A 220-nucleotide genomic window follows, 5' to 3' on the forward strand; every position below is an offset into this window, starting at 1 on the left:
TTTTTGGGAGGCTGCAAGATCTGCAAAACTGGTCTCTTTTTTCAATTGAGTTCGTATGGCAAGCGTATTGAGATACAAACCTATTTGATGCTCCAGATCAGGATGCTCTCTTCCTGCTATTGGGGTTCCAATTATGATGTCGTCCTGACCTGTATATTTATGCAACAAAGCATTTATTCCTGCCATTAAACTCATAAACAAGGTAAGGTCCTGTTCTTTT

The 220-nt window shown here is 39.5% G+C and carries 1 protein-coding gene; it reads right to left on the minus strand.

Annotation, left to right across the window (positions count from 1 at the left end):
* On the minus strand, nucleotides 1-220 hold a 220-nt coding region (locus FLA105534_RS22565; RefSeq protein WP_173968334.1), incomplete at both ends, for a condensation domain-containing protein.

This window comes from Flavobacterium collinsii (genome assembly GCF_902804485.1).
GTDB lineage: Bacteria > Bacteroidota > Bacteroidia > Flavobacteriales > Flavobacteriaceae > Flavobacterium > Flavobacterium collinsii.